Origin of the sequence: Butyrivibrio sp. FC2001, assembly GCF_000424125.1 — a bacterium.
In the GTDB taxonomy this organism is placed as follows: domain Bacteria; phylum Bacillota; class Clostridia; order Lachnospirales; family Lachnospiraceae; genus Butyrivibrio.
The window spans coordinates 1-14,966 of record NZ_AUJH01000024.1 but is presented as its reverse complement, the minus strand read 5'-3'; the positions used below and the strand labels follow the sequence as shown (position 1 = coordinate 14,966).

Here is a 14,966-nt window from a genome sequence, read left to right as displayed (position 1 = left end):
GGAGAAGGATATGGCAAACGAAAAAATTCTGGTCATAAACCCAGGATCCACTTCAACAAAAATCGCTGTTTACATCGCAGATGAGCAACAGTGGATTGAGAGCATAAGTCATAGTCTTGATGAACTTAAGGCTTATGCAACAATTTATGATCAGCTTGATATGAGAAAAAATCTGATTGAAGCTTCCCTTGCTGCCCATGGAGATGAGCTTTCATCCTTTGCAGCGATTGTTGGAAGAGGTGGAGCACTTCCTCCGGTAAAGACCGGTGCTTATGAAGTAAATGACAGAATGGTCGATACTTTAAGATTCCATCCCGTTGATCAGCATGCAAGCAATCTTGGAGCAGGTATTGCTTATGAGCTTGCTAAGCAGATAGGCGTAAAGGCTTATATCTATGATGCGATTACTGTTGATGAAATGACAGAGGTTAACAAGATCACAGGTCTTAAGGGTGTTCGTGTTCCTGCAAAGGGCCACAACCTTAACACCAGAGCCGCAGCACTTAAGCTTTGTGCTGATAAAGGAATTGACTACAACAAAGTAAATATCATAGTTGCTCACCTTGGTGGTGGAATTACAGTTAACCTTCATTCCAATGGTCAGATCATCGACTTTTTCAATGATGAAATCGGAACCTTTGCTCCTGAGAGAGCAGGCGGTCTTCCCACTTATGCACTTGTAGATATGTGCTACAGCGGAAAGTACACCAAAGAGGAAATGATGAAGCAGCTTCAGCGTAAAGGCGGAGTGATTTCGTATTTCGGAACTGCTGATATGCGTGAAGTTGAAAAGATGGTTAACGAAGGAAACAAGGAAGCTGAGCTGGTATTTGAGGCAATGGCACTTAATACTGCAAAAACTATCGCAAGAATTGCCCCTTCAGTAGATGGAAAAGTTGATTACATCGTACTTACAGGCGGACTTGCATATTCAGATATCTTTGTTGATTCAATTAAAAAACACGCTGGATTCATCGGCCCTATCGAGATTATTCCCGGGGAAAACGAGATGAAGGCTTTGGCTGAGGGAACTCTCAGAGTTCTTAGAGGCGAAGAAAAAGCAAGAATTTATGAGTAAGGATGACACAAATGAAACAGACTAACAGATGGATATATGTAATAGCAGGAGTTTTGATACTTCTTTTTGCCGGACTTATCTATGCCTGGAGCGTATTATCAAGCCCAATTGCAGCAGAGTTTTCAGAATGGAGTAAAGGATCAATTTCTCTTACCTTTACCATGGCTATGAGCTTTTTCTGCCTTGGTGGACTGATTGCGGGACTGCTTGCAGGAAAAGTGAAGGAAAAAGTCCTGTTTATCGTATCTGCAGCATTTATGCTTATCGGTTTTCTGCTTGTAAGCAGGATTCAGAATGTTGGTCTTTTATACCTTGGATTTGGAGTTTTAGCAGGTCTTGGTTCCGGCTTTTCCTACAACACAGTTATGGGAAGCGTAACAAAATGGTTTCCTGATAAGAAGGGCCTAATTTCCGGAATTCTTTTGATGGGATTTGGAATTGGCGCATTCATAGTAGGCAAGATCTACGCTGGGCTTTTGTCTTCCTATAACTGGAGAACTCTTTTTGTGGCGCTGGGAATTGTAGTATTTATCGTGATTTTCATCGGTGGCTTCATAGTAAGAAAGCCGGCTGCAGAAGAAATCAAAGATTTTATTCCTGCTAAAGAAGAAGCATCCAATAAGAATGGAATGGATTTTTCAACAAAGGAGATGGTTTCCAAGGTATCATTCTGGCTTTATTTTATCTGGGCAATTCTTATGAGTGCAGCTGCACTTGCACTGATCGCACAGGCGAGCGGAATTGTTACTGAAAGCGCTGACGGACTTGGTGCAGGAACCATAGCAACAATAGTTGGATTGATATCTGTATTTAACGGAATCGGAAGAGTAATTTTCGGAGGCCTGTATGACAGACTCGGCCAGAAAAATACTATGCTTCTAAACAATGGTTTGTACCTTATTTCAGTGCTTATAACAATGGCTGGACTTAATGCAAAGAGTCTTCCCCTTGTAGTTACAGGCTTCATATTCTTTGGCCTTTCATATGGTGGTGTAACACCTACAAATTCAGCATTTATCATGGATTTCTTTGGAGTAAAGAACTATCCTGTGAACTTCTCAATAATAAATCTGAATTTGCTCATTGCTTCATTTGGAGGAACTCTGGCAGGTGCCATCTATGATAAACAGGGCTCTTATATGAGTATTTTCGGAATCATGCTTGTAGTCATTGCGATATCTACGGTATGTACGCTTCTTATCAAGAGACCCCAAAGCAGTAACTAAACAAACATAACAAAATAACACCTTTCAAAAAATATATGAATAAAGAGAAGTTTTTTAGATGGAACATCATAACAAATGTGTGTATGGCGTTGTCCATCAATACCGCCGCAACAATTCTTGCAGGTGGTGATACGCTTCAAGGCTGGGTAAGAGGCTGCTGCTGTGCTTTCACCATAAACACAGTGGCTGCAATCGTCATCCCGGTGGGGCTAATCGGAAAATGGTTTGCAGAAGATAAATGTAAACAAAAATCTGGCAGCTTTGGAGAGATGTTTTGCAGAAATCTGATCATTAACGCCATTTACGTAACGATTGTCAGCTTCTGCATGGCACTTATAGGTGTGGGAATCGGGGAAAATCTGATCCCTGCCTGGTGGTCAACATATCCAATACTGCATGTAGTAGGGCTCATCACGAGTCTGATAATTGAAAAACCAATAAACTATCTAGTTTATGGAAATAAATAACAAAAAGCTTTTAATGCAAATGTAGGAGGTTTTCATGAAAATTTTAGGACTGTCCTGTGGGACAAAAAACGGTAACAACGATACAATGTGCCGCGTTGCCCTTGAGGCTGCCAAAGAGATGGGGGCGGAGATCGAGTTCATCCACGTATTTGACTGGGATATTAAGTATTGCTCAGGATGTGTAGCTTGCTCAAGAGGTCTTGTAATGGGCAAAGGTATGATTTGTTCTCAAAAGGACGATTATGCAGCACTTTTCGATAAGATGGCTGAGGCTGACGGTGTTCTCATCGTTGATCCTATTTATGAGTCAGGCGGATCAGGACTCTTCCACGTACTTTGTGACAGAATGGGTCCCGGACATGACATCGGAATGCTCTATATGGCTGATGGAAAGCTTAAGGAGCAGGGTCTTCCCGGACTTGATCCCAAGTATCTTAAGAAGAAGGCAATTTCATTCGTTGGAATCGGTGGTTCTGACTGGGCATGCCGCGTAGAGACAGATCATGCAATGCTTGCAATGAGCCCTGCATGGACTGTAATTGATAATGATTACTTCTCATGGTCAAAGGACGTTATCATGCAGGATGACAAGATTGAGCGCATGAAACAGATTGGCCGTAACCTTGTAGAAGCAGCTGGTGATATCGAGCACGCTAAGTGGATGGGTAAGCCTGGTGCATGCCCTCACTGCAACGGTAACAACTTCTACATTCATCCCGGTACAACAGATTGCGAATGTGAGCTTTGCGGTCTTCATGGAACTCTTGAAGTCGTTGATGGCGCATTCAAATTCAAGTTTGATCCTGCAGACGAGCCTAAGGCACACGATACAATTTCTGGTAAAAAGATGCATGGGGATGACATCTTCCAGAATGAAGGAAGACTTATGAACCTGTTCAAGGATCCTGAGTTCAAGGCTCGTAAGGAGCACTACACAGCTGTTTGTGCACCTACACCTTCACCGTCAAAGGCTTGAATTATTAGAAAATAGCATATTTATTGGGAGGAGAAAAACATGGGTAAACCAAGCTTAAAATTCTTTATTGTATTTAATCTGGTAATGAATATTCCGCTGGCAACAGCAATGTCTATTGGGGGTATGTTTTTTTCAGGAAATGCGGACAAGATGTTTACTACACCTTCACTTATTGTGAACATTCTTGTAGGCTTTGTGCTTGCATGCATAGTAAATGCACTTGTTCCGATCCCGCTTATTGCAATGGGATTCCCCAAGCTTTTTAAGGTTGATCCTGAAGCAGTTCCCGGAAGATTCCTTGGAAATGTACCTGTGGTGTTCATCTTTGTAATCATCATCGGTCTTGTTATGAATTTTCTTAATGTTCAGGTATTTGCAGGAGCGCCTTTCCCGGCATTTATCTTTGCATTCCTTGGAACATTCATTCCTATGTACATTCTGTGCTATGTAGTAGCAATGATCTTTATTCCTATTGCACAGGGCGCAGCAGCAAAAGCAGAGGCAGCAGCATAAGAAATAGTATATCACGAGAAAGTCCTGAAATATGGGCTTTCTTTTTTTCATCTTTTACAAAAAACCGAATAGACACTTAAAACGACCGAATACGCAGGATTCATTGAATGGTTTTTGGTTGAATGTTATAGTTCAATCATTAAAACTTACCACATTTACAGAAAGCGAGGGTAATATTATGAAACATTCAATGATATCAGGAATTATGGCTTTGACATTAACAACAATAGCAGTATTCAGTCATGGAGTAGATGTTAAGGCTTCAGAAAAAAATGGTACAACAGACATTGCCATAGGAACGACAGGATACGTTATTTCAGTTCCTTCAGATTATTATAGCGCTGATGTTACTGACGTGGAGCGTAGGGATGACATGATAGCATATTATAAAAGCGATAAGCATCTCATGGACTTCGATGTTTACCAATATGCAAAAGACGGCAGAACCCTTAAAGAATATACTGAGATTGAGTCAAAAGAATATGGAGCTGAGAAATTTGAAGAAATATCGATAAATGATATAGATATTACACTCTATTATTCCGAAGAGAAATATGACGGTATAGAGTATAGGGTGGCAAACTACATATTTGAGACAGATGAGGATTTTGGAGAGCTTGCTTTTTGGCTTGACGGAGACGATGCAGAAGAGCTTACCGAAGAAATAATGGCAACCATAAAGTATGTTGACCAGACTGAATGACCGTTTTTCATAGGAGGCGCTATGTATGATGTATATGGCGAAGTGATTTCTTATTGGAGGGCAAAGCATGAGTGATAAGAAAGATCTGTCATTACTAAACTGTACTATTTCAGGGTTATTGGCAATGGTGCTTTCAGTTCCATTTCATGAATTTACTCACTTTCTGACTGACATTATTTACGGACATGAGGTATATGTTTTTTGTGCAAATGCAGTTTCAAATTCTGATGACTTTGATTTTATGGCGCTTACTCCGTTTCACAGAGCTATGGCCGCAGGAGGAAGTGCTTCCATAATCAATGTGATGATCGCGATAATCCTTTTCTTTATCATCATAAAGGTAAATATGGGGCCGGTGATGAGGATGTTTATGATCCAATATTACGCTATGCATATGTGCCTTGGCTTTGGCTACTTCATGGTTAATGGTATTTTTGGGGCCTTTGGCGACTGGGGTAATGTTTTTGGACTTTTCCCTGATAGCACTGTAATGATCATGCGAATTGTGCTTGGAACCTTGGGAAGTGCCGGAATTCTGTTCACTATGTTTTCATTGAACTATTTTTCATATTATTTCATAAAAGATACGACAGATAAAAAGGAAAGATTCCATGTAGGATTGGGACTCCATCTACTGCCTTTTATAGCAACATCTGTTTTCTCTGTCATTGTAGATATGAACTCATATCTTATGAAAGCCGGATATTTTGATAATAATATTTTCTTTTCAATAGCTGTAAGATTCATATTTATTCCGCTTTTCTGGGCGTTTCTCTATACATGGACATTGGTAAAGCCGCCCAAGGAGGGAAGATTTAAATATGAACTTACGAAGAAACCGGAATATATTCTTTGGATTATAACGATAATTCTGTTGCTGATAGATCTGTTTGTTCTGGCACCAGGGATTGTGATCAACAATCCTCCGGCTAATGTTCAGCTTTAGAGATGCCACGTTCATGAATATGTATGATATTCTGTAAAGTAAGAATGTGATGAAAATAAGTCTGTTGAAGGTGGGAGCGAATGTCTGATTTACTTGATTTAAAGCTGATAATAGATAAAGAGTGTCAGAAACTGACTGTAACTATTAGGAATAATGAAAGAAACGAGGATGTTGAGGGTATTATAGCTGCCGTTCAGTCATATGAGGACAGAAAAGTACCTATGATACCTGCATACTTCAAGGACAGTATGGTCATGCTGCCCCAGCGGCAGATAATAAGATTGTTTGTATCCGGACGAAAGGTAATGGTTCAAACGTCTGAGAGAACGTACGAAGTAAAAAGACCATTACGTGAAATAGAAGCAATGCTCGATAGTAGTCTGTTTGTGCGCATTTCCCAGTCTGAAACCATTAATATTCGCAAAGTGAAGAATTTTGATTTTTCGGCGGTTGGAACAATCGGGGTTGTATTGGAAAACGGAGAGCGCACCTGGGTGGCCCGAAGAAGGGTCAAAAATGTGAAAGATGCTCTGGCGGGAGGTTCAAATGATGGATCTGAAAAATAAGTTTTTATTCAAGACACTTTTAGGGTTCACTATCGGACTTATGATCACAGCAACTATCAGCTCGTTTTTAATTCCCAATGATGAGCTGGCAGATGGGATAATGCTTTTTTTACAATTCATAGGTTCAGGATTATTTGGAGCAATAGCTATGGGCGGTTCCATTGTCTATGAGTTTGAAAGCTGGAGTATAGCCCGTGCTACGATAACGCATTATTTAGCTACTTTTATTTCTTTTGTAATTGTGAACAGACTCCTTGGCTGGTTTGGGCAGGATGTTATTCTTATTGCCATTATTATACTTTCTATCGGATACCTTATGATCTGGCTTACTGAGTATCTGATATGGAAAAAGCAGGTCAGGGAACTTAATAAGTACCTTGGAAAATGATGACGCAACTTGAATAAAAAAGTTGCGGAGGTGGATGAGTATCTTTGGTCTACTGACTGGGAACAGAAGGGCAGGGATGCCGCAGAAAAGATAGAAAAGTTTCTTGGTGGAAATTGATAGCATAAATGAATAGTATTTAAAACCCCTATTTACTGTGATTTAGTAAATAGGGGCATTTTTTGTATATTTTACCGCAGAAACCAGGCTTTTCGAAGTCTGGTTTTTGTGTTAAGTGAAGGTATTTATTTCTTTTTCCAATTGATTCCGAAAATAAACGTATTTTAACTCATAAAATCAAGTTGCCTATTTAATAATTTTTTAATGAAATTTTAATCTAAAAGCACTGCTTGGATGATGGTATCTTTACACATAATTGCGATAATTATTATGTGTGTCAATCTGAATTTTTCACGCCAAATAGATAATGTTACATATTTACTTTACTAAAACCGCAAATTGTTTTCGCTCATTTGATGAAACTTAAGGGGTATTAATTAAGCTCCAACAAGGAGAAATTGCTTATGAAAACAAAGAAACGATTTTTGAGTATCCTGCTCACCCTCGCATTGCTGCTGGGGCTTACGCCCGGAACGCAGATGACGGCAAAGGCAACAGTTCAAAAGACATTCAACTTAGGTGACCGCGTTACTATCGATGGAGTGTCCGGCAGGGAGTGGTATGTGATCAATCAGGACAACACTACAGTGACACTGTTTTCAACAAGTTGCTTTAAGAATAGCAGGTTCGGTGCCTCAAGCAGGTATTCTTCATCTGTTATTAAAAATGAGTTGAGGAATCTGATGTCCAGGGATTTAGCCAGCATAAAAACGGCACTTGTCGAAGCCCCGCGTCTTTTGACAGTAGATGAAGCACTGGAGATCCGTAGGAAAAAACGTAATATATTGAAATGTGGAGAGTATCACTGGTGGTGGACCCAGTCTGCCTCGAGATCGAGTAATCCGGACTTTCAGAACATTCTTGTGATAGGCGTCCATGGAGGACGAGGCGATGTGCAGGAACTTAGTGGCGGTCATCCCAGTATGGCGGTACAGGGTATGCGCCCCGCCATACAGCTGGATCTGTCAAAGGTAAATTATGACGAGGAAAGGAAGGCATTTTTTATGCCGCCCGATCCTCCGGATCCCGTAGAAGCTCCCAAGGCAGTGATCAAGAAATTCCCGACCCCGAATTACGACTTGATAGACAATGGTCAGTATCAGGATCTGTTGCTACGAGATGGCGAGGTAGAAAACGGTACGATGGTCTATACTCTTGTTACGGATGAGCCCACATATCAGGAATTAGATGCCCTGGCAGATAGTGCCTGGACCACAAATTTCCCACAAGGCAATGAAGCAAAGACGTATTATGTTTGTTTTAAGGCAAAGGGAACAAGGGATGGGGTGAGTTATTATGAGGATTCCAAAGCAGAGTTTGTTCTTGTTAAGATACTCCAGAGAGAAGAAGCGCAGAAGGCAAAAATCACTGCATGGCCGCAGGCCAAAGCTGGCATGGTAGATAATGGCCAGGCCCGGGAGCTTGTGACAGCGGGCACCGCGGAAAATGGAACGATGTACTATGCCTTAGGTTCAGATAGTAACACGCCTCCTGCCAGGGGAGCGTTTAGCACAGCCATACCCAAAGGGACGATTGCCGACACCTACTATGTATGGTATAAAGCAGTAGGCAATGGAAATTATCAAGATAGTGATTATGGATGCGTTGTTGTTTCGATAGAAGAATATAACCCCATAAACAAGGGAAAAACAGATGAGAAGGTTGAGCAGCATGCAGATACCCCTGAGACAAGCGTAAGCGGAATATCATTTGAACTGGCTTATGAAGTCGCAGACCCTGATGAGAAGGATGCAGTTGCAACCGGTGCAGATGCTACTTTTATTTTTGAACTGACAAATGCAGATAATACTGTACCTGCTGCAGAAAAACAGTCACTTGAAAATGCAGTAAGAAGAGAAGCGCCAAATGCAATTATTGGAATGTTCATGGATCTGAAGGCATTTTTCCAGGTAGAAAATATGCGAAAGAGGGAGCTCAATAGTTTAAATGGTAAAACTGTAACATTTAACATAAAGGTACCAAAGAAATTTCATGCACCTGCAGGTATAAGGAGAACCTTCTTTATTCTTCAGAATCACAGAGGGAAAATATCAATTCTTGCCAGGACAACGGCGACTGACATACCTTTTTCCGCCGGTGACTTCTCAACTTATGCTCTGGCATACTCTGATGAAAACACAAACAAAGAGGAGCTGGGGTTTAACACTTCCATAAAAATCAAGCAATCTGAAGGGAAGATAAAAGTCAGCTGGGACAAGGTAAACGGTGTATCAGAGGTAAAGGTATATGCAACATACACTGGAAAAAAATTTCCTTCAAAACCGGTAAAGACCACAAAAGGAAATTCCGTAAAGATAAAGAAACTAAAAGGTAAGAAGCTGGATCTCAAGAAGAATTTCAAGCTTTATCTTGTGGCATATGATAATAATGGTAACGAGATTGGCAAAACACCTACTGCCTATTTTGCAGGGAAGAATAGTGACAAGTACACAAATCCTAAATCCATAAAGGTTTCTAATAGTAATGTATCTGTAGCAGTCGGATCGAGCGTAAAGGTAAATGCAACTATAAAGCTGGAAGATAAGAAGCGTAAGGAGCTTCCTAAAAAGCATGCCGCAAAATTCCGTTACAGATCAACAAAGGATTCTATTGCAACTGTTGACAAGAAAGGAAACATCAAAGGGATAGCCCCCGGAACATGCACGGTTTATGTGTATGCAAAAAACGGACTGGCAAAGAAAGTCAACGTGACTGTAAATTAATATTTACCGACATTTATAAATTATAGTATTTTCAAGAAGGGGGATATATGAAGAAAAATGCTGTATTACCGTTTCTTATGGTGACACTTATGATCACATCCGGTTGCTCTAAGGGCGCTGCAGATGCAGTGACTAAGGGTGATTTTGAAGCGATGTCAGAGGTAATTGAGGATACTTCGGAGACGGAGTCAGCTGCAGAAGGTGCTCTTGTTAATGCTAAGACATCGGGCTATGACAGCGCATATATCAAGTTTTCCGGAAAAAGAGTGATGCATCGCATTTACTACACAGTGTATTCCCATGATGTAATGGATTTTTCAAAGGATCAAGTTGTTATTAGCGGCGTCAGTACCACGTCAATGATGGGAGATGATGAAAAAGAGATGACTCTTATTATTGATAAGGATACAACCTTTCATCCTTCATGTAATATGAGCTTTTTTGGAAATTATGAAAAGGGGCAGTCAGTGCTTGAGTGGTTCCTAAAAAATGATGAACTGGCAAAGCTTGATCCTGACAGCTATTCTAGCGGTGGTCCGGCACTTTTGGGTATATTTGATGTGGCGATAACAGGTGATCACGTAGATAGAATTTACGGAAGTTATTGGTGGGACTAATGCTTTAAAAAGAATTATTTCTCTTAACCCGCATATACCATGCCATCAAACATTTCATTTAAACTCATATTTTTGCCATTTGTATTGACACAGCCGCCAATGTCCTCATCCATTAAAACATAAATCCTGACAAGCTTATTGTCCTTTGTAAGACAATCCACGTAGCTTTGAGTATCTGAATACATCAATTTAAGCGTATCGCCTGAGTTAAGATTTACTGTTTCCTTCGTCTCTTCACCTGTTGTGGTATTAACAGCAGGAACCCTTTTCATTGGCATTTTCAGGGATATCTCGTACCTGTCACCCTCTAATATCGTCCCCCTGTCAGACAGACTCTTAAACTTTCCCTCATCTGTGATCTGGTACTCCATAACGACATCAGTAGTGGACAACAACCATGTTGTAACTGCCATATGAAAATAGGCCGGATCAGTGATCAGAGGTGTTATATAAGAATATTCCTCAAAATCATCAAAAGTCTCATCAGGGCTTCCGCAAACCCATCCGGTTATAAGATCTGTCTTTGACGCACCGTTTTTATCCAGCTCATGAATGTCCTGACTTCAGCGTTTTTCAGAATTTCAGATACAGAGAAGAGATTTGCAAAGCTTAAGGAGAGCTTTACAAGAAATGCGCCACTTGACGAACTTATTAATAAAGCGGCACTTTTTCTGGATAGATCGATTTTGTTCATAGATCTTGGTTTTAAGGTGATTTCATTCAAATAAATTATAGTAATCAAGCCAGTAGCCATCATCATAATGCTTCGAAACCACATCATCTATTATTGCTACACCTGTCTCTTTAGGTATTATCCTACCCTCACCTACGAGCTTTTCTGCTTCAGCTGCAGTAAGAGAATAATATGTATTGCTTACTCCGTAATCCTCGTATTCCAAATCATTCACGGCATATATGGTGAACTCTGCGCGCAAGAAATCATAGTTGTCGCCCGGAATTCTCTGAAGATCTGTCACCACAGAAAATGCATTTCCCAGATAGGTTTCCCCGTCCACTGAAGGCTCCGTATACCAGGCTTTGTTGTCCTCGCTTATCTCTATAGTGCCGTTATATGGATTATTCTCTCCTGCGCCGAAGAAATCCCCTTCCTCCAGGTTGCTCCCGAAATACCTGCCAAGTATCTGATTTACGCTGCTCTGATCGATCCAGGTGCGGCCATTCTCATATTTCAGACCTGATGGATTATTTAGAATTTTCCAATCCAGAGTAAAATGCGCCCACTCAGCGGGATTGTATCCAACGCAGTTATAACCCTGCTCTGAAAAATTGGACAGAAAAATGTTAAGGTCATGCTGAAGCTCTTTTGACATCTCCACGGGCTCTCCCGTGGTTTCAAGAGGCCATACCGTTTTCAGTGTGTAATTTGAAAGGCCGTAAGATTTAAGACCATCATCACAGACGTCAAGGTAAGCTCCTGTATACTCTGTTGTCTGGAGCGCTCCGTCCTTAGAACCAAAGTCCAGCAACAGGCATACTCCGCCTTCAAGTTCCACTCCTGCTATCCTTACTGAATTTGCTTCGTAAGGATGTCCTGTCTTCTCAGCAATAGCTTCCTGCAACTCTTTTGAATTGATGATTCCTTCTTTATCAATAATAGTGTACGGAGTCCACTCACCGGACATACTGGTATACAGAGTCGTATCCCATGCAGTAATACCTGCAGTTCCATAGGTGTAATGCGTTATAAGAATCTCGCAAACATTTCTGTTTCCTAAGTCCTGGAACTCTATCACTTCTCCCTCATTCGGAAGTGCAGAGTAATCATCCGTTGTAAATATGCCTTTCTTAGTACATTCAAATACGTAATGTTTTCCTTCTCTTTTTATCACATCCGGCTTATGGTCGCCGTCAAGATCTTTATTCTTATATTCCGATATCACATCGCCGATATCGCCTTCAAAATCAGCATACTTGCCACCATCCACAAAATTAATGGCATATTTTTCCAAAATATCCTCCGTCTGCATAGTATAGGACAGGCCATAAAACTCATCTGCCAGGGATGAAAAATCAGGTCCTCCATCCCACACATTCTCCTCGTCCTCTTCCGGTTCTGTTGAGTCTGCCATATCCGGTGCTGTAGCGTCTTCCTCATTCTGCTCAGAAGCCTGATTTGCTTCGTATTGGTTATCCCCTGATAACTCAGGTTTTGCTACTTTGGCCTTGATGCTACATCCTGCTAATACCACGCATCCAAGCAAAGTGATGACAAGTAATAGTAATGATTTTCGCATTTTGATTATCTCTCTTTCATGTAAAAACAATAAAATGATGTGGGTGTCAAAAGTATAGAAACACCCACATCATAGGATTAATTTATACTTTTGTTCCGCAGTTAACGCAGAAAACTGCACCTCCAACAATCCTGGATCCGCATTTTGTGCAGAATCTTTGTTGAGCAGCCCCTGGTGCTGATGAATTCGCCGGTTGTCCATATGGACTCATATGCTGTGATGCGGAAGCTGGGCCATAGGTATTTTGATGGGCCGAAGGACTCGCTCCATAACCAGCTTGATATCCCATATACTGCTGGGAATATGGATTCTTCTTTTTCTTTGAAGAGCTGATAATAGCTACGACAATCAGCACAATTATCACAATAGGTACTGATATGTATCCCAATGTATAGTAGAAATTTTCAACTGGATCATCGGGTTCATAGTTATCATTAGATGATTCTTTATAACTAACGTTATATCCCGTAGAAGAATCAGAATTATGAAATGCCTTTGCTTTCAATGAGCATTTCAGGCCTACTGCTACGATCAGTACGCATAAGAGCATGAATATAGATTTATACGCTTTTTTCATTGTTATTTCTCCTTATATATAATTCTTATGGATAAATATTTTAGCATAGAATCAGTTCTTCCTCTTCTTTTATTCTTTCTATCATAATTATTTATTGATACTGTATATTTAAAACTATGCTTTACTCAGTGTTTTTTTTATTTTGATATATGGTTCCGAGTGCTGAGTATATTGGATTTTAAATGTTTGGTGTAGTAATATTTTTGGCATAAGAAATCGCTAAACCTAAGGTTGTGAGGTAAAGAATCATGGGATTATTCGATAAGTTCAAAAAGGTAGAAAAAATAGAAACGCAGAGGACACATAATCTGGGTGGTTGTATTATTACAAGATCGTTATATGAAGGGACGTCCAAACTAAAGTGGATATTCAGAGAAAAATCCGCCAATTCTGCCGATAATGGATGGAGGGCGCTTGGTGATTCAGATACAGAAGAATATATTAATGTACCAGAAAATAATCTAGTGGTTGATTTTGACAGGCTTGTTGAAATTGAACCTGCAGTTTTGGCAATATATGACATGCCAGTAGGAACAGACTTAGTATTTGATTCACAAAGAAGGGTTTTTATAGATTCTATCACTGGGAAAGAGTATAGATAAATCAAAGTTTTTGAGGAGGAACGCTTTTACATGGTAAGTGGAAGGATGTTTATCCAGAGTGTCCAACTCTTTCTGATAAAGTGAAAGCTTTCTATGGTTTGATAGTGTAATATTCAGCACAAAAGAATTTCAGACTCGAACAAGGAAAAAATAATAATACAGTTTATTGGGGAAAAGCATGTTCAAGAAATTCAAATTACAGGGAAATGTTTCTGTAGCGATTCGGCCAGAAAAAGAGATTGCATCGTATCTGACGTAGAAGAACAATTCATGTTTATAGGGTTAATAAAAATATGTTTGATATAATATATGAAATTAACAGGCTTGAGGAGAAATATGGTGATGACTTCAACTGGGGCACAGATTTAAATTGTGATTTTTTCCAGAATCAGCTTGCCAGGGAAGCTGATCTGACGCCTTATCAGGAAGTGAAAGCTTTGGCAAAGTGTTATTCCAATGATGATGTGTTATTTTTGCTGAATAACAAAGTCTATCGCATATATCATCTTACGTATTCAAACGGTGAGCCAAGATATATGGAATTTCAGAACAGGAAAGACGTGATTGAATACATAGAAAAGCAATATGTAGATGAATATTTGTAGTAGTGAGAAATAAGGCAGGGCTTTACGATGGAATATATTGAAGTGTTTACAAGGGAAGGTAAACCTACAGGGAAAACAATTGAAAAACATGAGAAAAAGCTTTCCGGGGAATATTTCAGGCATGTCCTTATAATCATGAAAACAAAGGACAGCCCTGCTCCTGGGAAGGGAGAAGGAAGATACGTTGTCCAGCAGAGATCTCTAAGGGCGAGTTTTACGGGCACATCATGGATCATAACGATGAAGAGATGGGCAGAGGAATTAAAGATATTGAGGCCAGGTTGTCAACTACCACGCACCTAAAGGTACGTGGCTTGCGACTCCCCTGTAGTTCGTTGCAATAACTCCTACATTTTGTCGGTGGAACTTCCGTGGGGTCGCATCATGGGACGGTTGACACCGCCCCTTACGACAAAGATTTACTCTGCCGTAACTGTATCAGGTACTTGACTATCTTCAAGATAGTTGATTCCCATGCGGTACAGATTCATAGCTCCAATGCGGTCATCGTTTGATTTATAGCCACAGTTCTTACAAGCAAACAGATGTATCTTCTTGTTACGGTTAGCTTTTTCAATGTGACCACATACAGGACAACACTGACTCG

19 protein-coding genes are annotated in these 14,966 nt (G+C 40.3%); 15 read left to right on the top strand and 4 right to left on the bottom strand.

Features of this window, described 5'->3' with window-relative positions; genetic code table 11:
* Positions 1-10: 10 nt before the first annotated feature.
* The 11 genes from buk to G601_RS0111540 all read left to right on the top strand — a co-directional run bounded on the left by buk (position 11) and on the right by G601_RS0111540 (position 10,320).
* Complete coding sequence (gene buk / locus G601_RS0111595; RefSeq protein ID WP_026665457.1) at positions 11-1,078, top strand: butyrate kinase; 1,068 nt, start codon at positions 11-13, stop codon at positions 1,076-1,078.
* A gap of 11 nt (positions 1,079-1,089) precedes the next feature.
* Positions 1,090-2,304 (top strand): MFS transporter, encoded by a 1,215-nt coding sequence (locus G601_RS0111590; protein WP_026665456.1) that lies wholly within the window; start codon positions 1,090-1,092, stop codon positions 2,302-2,304.
* A gap of 35 nt (positions 2,305-2,339) precedes the next feature.
* Positions 2,340-2,771 carry a hypothetical protein gene (locus tag G601_RS23005; protein WP_155834522.1) on the top strand — a complete coding sequence of 144 codons (432 nt, stop codon included), beginning with the start codon at positions 2,340-2,342 and terminating at the stop codon, positions 2,769-2,771.
* A gap of 34 nt (positions 2,772-2,805) precedes the next feature.
* Entirely contained in the window at positions 2,806-3,747 is a 942-nt protein-coding gene (locus G601_RS0111580) for a flavodoxin family protein (RefSeq protein ID WP_026665455.1), read from the top strand.
* Between the two features lie 39 nt (positions 3,748-3,786).
* Positions 3,787-4,260: a hypothetical protein gene (locus G601_RS0111575; protein ID WP_026665454.1), complete on the top strand. Its 474-nt coding sequence runs from the start codon at positions 3,787-3,789 to the stop codon at positions 4,258-4,260.
* A gap of 178 nt (positions 4,261-4,438) precedes the next feature.
* Positions 4,439-4,963 (top strand): hypothetical protein, encoded by a 525-nt coding sequence (locus tag G601_RS0111570; protein WP_026665453.1) that lies wholly within the window; start codon positions 4,439-4,441, stop codon positions 4,961-4,963.
* Positions 4,964-5,030: 67 nt separating this feature from the next.
* On the top strand, positions 5,031-5,909 hold the full coding sequence (locus G601_RS0111565) for a hypothetical protein (protein ID WP_026665452.1): 879 nt from the start codon (positions 5,031-5,033) through the stop codon (positions 5,907-5,909).
* Positions 5,910-5,989: 80 nt separating this feature from the next.
* The gene (locus G601_RS25070) at positions 5,990-6,475 is read left to right on the top strand and encodes a LytTR family DNA-binding domain-containing protein (RefSeq protein ID WP_051205779.1); all 486 of its coding nucleotides are present in this window, start codon (positions 5,990-5,992) and stop codon (positions 6,473-6,475) included.
* Complete coding sequence (locus G601_RS0111555) at positions 6,456-6,863, top strand: DUF3021 domain-containing protein (RefSeq protein ID WP_196808876.1); 408 nt, start codon at positions 6,456-6,458, stop codon at positions 6,861-6,863. The genes G601_RS25070 and G601_RS0111555 overlap by 20 nt, the downstream gene beginning before the upstream one ends.
* A 521-nt stretch (positions 6,864-7,384) precedes the next feature.
* Positions 7,385-9,703: an Ig-like domain-containing protein gene (locus G601_RS0111545; protein WP_026665450.1), complete on the top strand. Its 2,319-nt coding sequence runs from the start codon at positions 7,385-7,387 to the stop codon at positions 9,701-9,703.
* Between the two features lie 47 nt (positions 9,704-9,750).
* Complete coding sequence (locus tag G601_RS0111540; RefSeq protein WP_026665449.1) at positions 9,751-10,320, top strand: hypothetical protein; 570 nt, start codon at positions 9,751-9,753, stop codon at positions 10,318-10,320.
* 23 nt (positions 10,321-10,343) lie between these two features.
* Here G601_RS0111540 and G601_RS0111535 read toward each other — a convergent pair whose 3' ends face one another.
* A complete protein-coding gene (locus tag G601_RS0111535; protein WP_155834521.1) occupies positions 10,344-10,733 on the bottom strand; it encodes a hypothetical protein in 390 nt (129 codons plus the stop codon).
* Between the two features lie 135 nt (positions 10,734-10,868).
* Between G601_RS0111535 and G601_RS26645 the strand changes: the two genes are divergently transcribed.
* Positions 10,869-11,048, top strand: coding sequence for a hypothetical protein (locus G601_RS26645; protein ID WP_026665447.1), 180 nt, complete (start codon positions 10,869-10,871; stop codon positions 11,046-11,048).
* Here the strand turns inward: G601_RS26645 and G601_RS0111525 are convergent.
* Together G601_RS0111525 and G601_RS0111520 are read right to left on the bottom strand one after the other, a co-directional pair.
* Positions 11,037-12,575: a hypothetical protein gene (locus G601_RS0111525; protein WP_026665446.1), complete on the bottom strand. Its 1,539-nt coding sequence runs from the start codon at positions 12,573-12,575 to the stop codon at positions 11,037-11,039. The genes G601_RS26645 and G601_RS0111525 overlap by 12 nt on opposite strands.
* Before the next feature lie 82 nt (positions 12,576-12,657).
* Entirely contained in the window at positions 12,658-13,152 is a 495-nt protein-coding gene (locus G601_RS0111520; protein ID WP_026665445.1) for a zinc-ribbon domain-containing protein, read from the bottom strand.
* A gap of 248 nt (positions 13,153-13,400) precedes the next feature.
* Here G601_RS0111520 and G601_RS0111515 point away from each other — a divergent pair, with 248 nt between their 5' ends.
* From G601_RS0111515 to G601_RS0111505, 3 genes are all read left to right on the top strand, one after another.
* A complete protein-coding gene (locus G601_RS0111515; protein ID WP_051205777.1) occupies positions 13,401-13,754 on the top strand; it encodes an immunity protein Imm33 domain-containing protein in 354 nt (117 codons plus the stop codon).
* A gap of 293 nt (positions 13,755-14,047) precedes the next feature.
* The gene (locus G601_RS0111510; RefSeq protein ID WP_026665443.1) at positions 14,048-14,359 is read left to right on the top strand and encodes a hypothetical protein; all 312 of its coding nucleotides are present in this window, start codon (positions 14,048-14,050) and stop codon (positions 14,357-14,359) included.
* Between the two features lie 27 nt (positions 14,360-14,386).
* Positions 14,387-14,662: a hypothetical protein gene (locus tag G601_RS0111505; protein WP_026665442.1), complete on the top strand. Its 276-nt coding sequence runs from the start codon at positions 14,387-14,389 to the stop codon at positions 14,660-14,662.
* A gap of 116 nt (positions 14,663-14,778) precedes the next feature.
* Here G601_RS0111505 and G601_RS0111500 read toward each other — a convergent pair.
* The coding region (locus G601_RS0111500) for a zinc ribbon domain-containing protein (protein WP_026665441.1) at positions 14,779-14,966 on the bottom strand (188 nt) is incomplete at its 5' end.